Genomic DNA, 5,012 nt, shown 5'->3' with positions numbered 1-5,012 from the left:
AACCTTGTTGCTTATGGGGGATTTCTGTATGTTCTTTTGGGGTGTGCTAAGTCCCGTATAAGCGTGGTGTTGTTATGTTTGGTGTGGTATCTTTAACTATGGGAAACTCCTCGTTCCCATTTACTGATGGCCTTATCTGTTACATGGAGCTTAGAGGCCAGCTCTGCCTGCGTCATTTCTTTTTCCTTCCGAATCTCGGCAATGAACTGTCCCAGTTTCTTCGCGTCCATAGAATCTCTTCATTCTCCGCACCTCCTTACTCTACGGTAAACACGGCATAATAGTTGTACTCATCATAATCAGCACCGGCCCGAAAGTCCATGATTTCCTTTCCAATTCGATACTGACCGGTAGGTAACGAACCGTACAGGGTCTCCCAGCTCACGCTCCATTCCACACGCTTGTTTCTGGGGATGGACCATGCCTCCATAGTCCAGAAAACATCCTCCATATCGTCTTTTACGGGAAACCAGTTGCCCTCGCTGTAGACCTCAAGCCAGAAGCGGCTGCCAGTCTGGAGTTCTCCGGAGGGTGCGCCTCCGGATTGGGCGCAGACCAGTGTGAGTCCATTGGGTGTCACATCCTCCGCAGTCAGCGTCACGCCGAGCGGAGAAGTGCAGAAGGAATAATACTGCGCACCGCCGAACTCCTCAAATCGAGTCCACTTGGCGAACACTTCGTAAATGTGTCCGCCCTCCAGAAGTGTGATTTTCTCCCCGGAAACAGGTACGGCAATCGCTTCGTCCACAGCATCCAGATTTCCCCACAGGGAAACAGGCCATGCCTTTACGGTGATTTCGTCCGGTGCAGTATCAAACACCAGCCATACCTCGCCCTCCACCGCAGGGAGAACAGGCATATACTCTTTGGCATCCAGCGGGTGCATACTGTCCGCTTCAATTCCTGTAGAGATGCCGTCAGGATTCATGTATTGCCAGGAAGATGTACCCTTCAGAGCCCGCACGCTCTGACCATCATGCTGAACGGACAGCCCAGGAGCCGACTTGTAGAATAATGGCTCAACAGGTGCATTATGGTCAGCACCGTCTTCCGGCTGCATCGGGCCAGCAGACACCGTCATGTCTACCAACTGAGCCAGATAATCAAGATCAACACCGCCATTTACATCCTGATAGGCTGTTGCTCCAACAACCACCCACGGAGATGAACCATAAGGCAAAGAGAGCTTGGCAATCTCGTTTCCGTCCGCATCCTTAAACCAGAAGTCATAGCCATTGATGGACGGCTCAGTATATTTCATCTCTTTCAGTTTCAGGGAATTGAACATCTCCACGATGGTCGCAACATCCTCACCGTCCACGACGATTTTGGCAAATGGCTCTGTCGAGTTATTATCGTAGGCGTGGAGCTCAACAGAAGCTGTACCAGAGAGGTCATAGGGCATCTTGGAGCCGCAGGCCGTCAGGCAAAGAAGAAGGCTCAACGAGAGAACAAGTATTGAAATCAGTTTTTTCATCACTTTACCTCCAATCCTCACTCACCGTAGACGATCAGCAGCGTCACGCCGTTTTCATCCATATACACGCTCTGGCAGTTGCCCAGAGTATTTGCAGTCGAATATGTGACCTCCCAGACCTTCGCCGCCTCGTCATAATTGACGTTCACCGTATCGTATTCGATGGTGCATTCGTTCAGAGCCTGCGTCATAACATCCCAAATCCTGCTGATAGGAGCAAACTCGGTATTCACGAAACCTTCGCTCTTTACGCCAGAGTCACCAGACTTGAATGTGGCCGTTACCTCGGCATAGGAGAAACTCCCCGGCTGCTCCAGATGCAGATCCACAGGCATACCTTTGGACGTAGCAATATCTTTGATGACCTGCATATCCTCCGCGGGGATCTCTGCGAACTGCTGACTGAAATAAATCACATTGTACTCATAGGAGAAATAGTACAGCTTCTTATCACCGGCAAACTCAATGTGTCCGTCAAAGGAATAGGCCAGACGGTCAACAAGGGCATCGTTTACCCATGTGTCCACATCATCAATAATTTTCCTCAGTTCCTCTGCCTGCTTCTTGGAGATAGACGAGCAGTGGTAATCAACAGGGTCCGTGCCTTCGCGTGTGGGCTCCGCATAGAACGAAATCGTTCCACCGCCAGCGCCAGCATCCTCATCCTTCGGCGTACACAGGTACCATTCATTCTCATAGAGGACTGCAATGCCGCCCTCCACTCTGGCGTAGGGCAGATTTAGCTCCCTGCTGAAATTAGTCTCGCCATCCTTTTCGGGATAGGTATCCGTATAGGAGTTGGTGTACCCGATGATGGCGCTCTCGTCAATTTCAGCAGGCATGGCAGCAGCTGACTTCAGGTAAATAGTGCCCTCTGCCATGATCGCGGCCGGGTAGTCCGTTTCCGTGTGGGGACCGCATCCTGCCAACGCAAGAACGCAGGCGATTGCCAGGAGCAGCGCAATATATCTTTTCATCTTCGAGTGACCTCCTTCCGGAACAGGTGTAAAACCTCTATTATAATAGACGCAAAAAATGCCGAAATGTTCCAGACAACAGGTGTGCGAATGAAAGCGCAACGGCGATCCGGCGCTGTAAAAAGTGCCAGATCGCCGTCAATTTTGCTTTTCTACCTACAGTTTACTCTATTGTAGTAACATAATCAAGATGGGGATTGTGAACATTCATTCCTGCGCTTCGGGGGATTTAACTTCCAGATAGTAATGGGGTTTATTCAAATCAAGAACCACCTCTTTGATACCGTTTGCAAGGTCAAAACCAAAGTTCTGTCGAACGATTTCAATTTGCCCACGATCTTCCAAACAAGCTGTCTGCTGCGTAAATGCCAGATTACTACCAAGCGCTGTTACAAGGTCATATCCACTAACTCCCTTGTTTTCAGATGCGGCACAATGGAAATCAAAACTCGGTTCTTTTTCATAGGTTGCGTTGAGTGTTATGCTTTCGCCTGCGGGAATTGTAATTTCAGCTTCGATCCAGCACACGCGGCTTACACCTACTACATCCAGGTTTTCAATGCTTCCGCCGTCATAGCGTTCCATCTGGTTTTCAGAGAGAATACCGTACTCTACCAGATGCTCTTTCAGCAGGCCATAATACAATTCAAAACCATATTCAGCCTCTAATTCAAAATAATTATTTGCGTCAATGATTTCTTGGTAGTTGTAATTTGCTGCCTGTCTAAGTGCTTCCTCCAAGTTAGTTTCAGTACGGTTGATCGCAACACCGGCTTCAACCGTTTTCTTGGTATCCCAACCACCAGTAACATATCCCTGGTACTGAAGGTTTTGAATATCGTCTCCGATTACGATGAGGTAATACGGAGTGCCATATCCTCGTTCCCATTCTTCGCGGATAGAGAAACTTTTGCCCATGACCCCATTATCGCTGTCATAATAGCCACCGTTGAAGTTATAGGAAAGCACCTTGGACTTATCAAAGTCCATTTCAAACATGACTCGGATCGTCGGATTGGGAATGCCTGCATCATCATTCTCTTCCGGTCCCCACGCATCCGTAAACTCATAAACCGTTACAGGAATATGGGACAAGTCAATATAACCGCCTAACGCTTTCTGGAGATATGTTCCGTCGGAGAGCAAGCCCTGGTAGCCCTCCCAGCTTTCAAATCCCTGCAAATTCAAAGAGCCGGGATTTTCTCCAGTCTCTGCCCAGTTTTCCCAAGCACCTTGGAAACCACCGGCATAAGTTCCGACATACAGCGTTGTATCCAGTATTTCGTTTCCAATAGTGAGGGTTGGGCGGGTTTCATCTAAACCGCGGAGGTTTGATGCAAACGGATATAACACTTGAATTGTTTGTTCCGTTGGGCTCTCGTTTGTAAGCACGTAGGAATCTGTAATGATGATGTTGCCCGAACTTTGATAATAACCACCATCGGGATACCACTCGTTATATTCATCCAGAGCTTCCTGACGCTCCGCTTCGGTGATGTTTGTAAGAGCGGCAGCCTGTTCCTCGTTGGATACCCACACAGGCATCCACGGAGCAAAGTCCATAGTGATGTTTCGCCCGGCAGATATAGTACTGTTTTCGTCGCGCAGTGTCAGAGGAAATACTGGTCCTGCATAGGACATAAATACGCTTCCCTCATCATGGCCCTCTCCTACTGCGCTGCTTCCCGGAGCAGAGTTTCCGCCCATTCTTGGCAGCAGATAACTTCCAATTCCAACCACAACAACCAGGCAGGCCGCAATCGCCGAAGACCATTTTGCCCATCGGGGCATTGCCTTTTTCTTTGCGCTTTTTGCATCTCTGATATGCTCATCGGCAGCTTCACCGATAATATCGATCAAATCATTGGATTTCATTTAGTAGCCCTCCTTTTCAAGCACCGTCCGGAGCTTTGCTCTTGTCCGATGCAGCATGGATGCGACCTTGCTCTGGGAGAAGCCGAACTGCTGGGCAATGGACTGGATAGAATCCATATACCAGTACCGGCAGAGAAACACCCGGCGCTCCGTGGTAGGAAGCGTGTTCAGAAAACCATTGAACAGCTTGGCCAGCTCCCGGCGCTGGATCTCATCCTCCACACTGCCGGAGCCGGAAACGCAGTCCTCCAGCTCATCCAGGGCAAGAGCCAGTTCACCGCCGCCACGCTTTTCAGCGTTCAGTTTTCTCCAATGGTCGATGGAGATACGGCGTGTGATCTTCCCGAGGAAAGTCGAGAGGATGGAAGGGCGATGGGGCGGCATGGAGTTCCATGCGTCGTGGTATGTATCGTTGACGCACTCCTGCGCATCCTCCCGGTTGACCAGGATATTGTACGAAATGTTATTGAGGTAGCTGCCGTACTTCGAGGCGGTCTCTGTGATTGCAGTCTCGGAACGGCTCCAGTATCTTCATACCGGCCTGTACGGAAACGGCGGAGCCTTCTATCAGCTCAGAAGTGCTCTTGGAGGCATCTGCTGATTTTCCGGCAAGGCTTCGCACTTCATCGGCAACAACATACTGCCTCCGTTTCGGCAGACTTTGTAGTAATATCCCATCCCCG

The 5,012-nt window shown here is 49.8% G+C and carries 6 protein-coding genes; all 6 read right to left on the bottom strand.

Translation table 11 applies throughout. The features are described from left to right. Positions 1–92 precede the first annotated feature (92 nt). Positions 93–230, bottom strand: a complete 138-nt coding sequence (locus ACTQ34_RS17505; protein ID WP_441364885.1) for a helix-turn-helix transcriptional regulator — start codon at positions 228–230, stop codon at positions 93–95. Between the two features lie 26 nt (positions 231–256). Next, positions 257–1,477, bottom strand: coding sequence for an immunoglobulin-like domain-containing protein (locus tag ACTQ34_RS17500; RefSeq protein ID WP_441364884.1), 1,221 nt, complete (start codon positions 1,475–1,477; stop codon positions 257–259). 17 nt (positions 1,478–1,494) lie between these two features. After that, entirely contained in the window at positions 1,495–2,454 is a 960-nt protein-coding gene (locus ACTQ34_RS17495) for a hypothetical protein (RefSeq protein WP_441364883.1), read from the bottom strand. 207 nt (positions 2,455–2,661) lie between these two features. Then, the gene (locus ACTQ34_RS17490) at positions 2,662–4,329 is read right to left on the bottom strand and encodes a hypothetical protein (RefSeq protein ID WP_441364882.1); all 1,668 of its coding nucleotides are present in this window, start codon (positions 4,327–4,329) and stop codon (positions 2,662–2,664) included. Beyond that, positions 4,330–4,776, bottom strand: a complete 447-nt coding sequence (locus ACTQ34_RS17485) for an RNA polymerase sigma factor (protein ID WP_441364886.1) — start codon at positions 4,774–4,776, stop codon at positions 4,330–4,332. Positions 4,777–4,792: 16 nt separating this feature from the next. Continuing rightward, on the bottom strand, positions 4,793–5,012 hold a 220-nt coding region (locus ACTQ34_RS17480), incomplete at its 5' end, for a hypothetical protein (RefSeq protein WP_441364881.1).

This window comes from Agathobaculum sp. LCP25S3_E8 (assembly GCF_052117165.1).
Lineage (GTDB): Bacteria > Bacillota > Clostridia > Oscillospirales > Butyricicoccaceae > Agathobaculum.
Note: the sequence above shows the minus strand (reverse complement) of the source record. Positions and strands in the feature narration are given on the sequence as shown.

Coding starts and splice junctions, on each gene's coding strand:
- ACTQ34_RS17505 (WP_441364885.1), bottom strand. CDS start 230: ATGGACGCGAAGAAACTGGGACAGTTCATTGCCGAGATTCGGAAGGAA.
- ACTQ34_RS17495 (WP_441364883.1), bottom strand. CDS start 2,454: ATGAAAAGATATATTGCGCTGCTCCTGGCAATCGCCTGCGTTCTTGCG.
- ACTQ34_RS17500 (WP_441364884.1), bottom strand. CDS start 1,477: ATGAAAAAACTGATTTCAATACTTGTTCTCTCGTTGAGCCTTCTTCTT.
- ACTQ34_RS17490 (WP_441364882.1), bottom strand. CDS start 4,329: ATGAAATCCAATGATTTGATCGATATTATCGGTGAAGCTGCCGATGAG.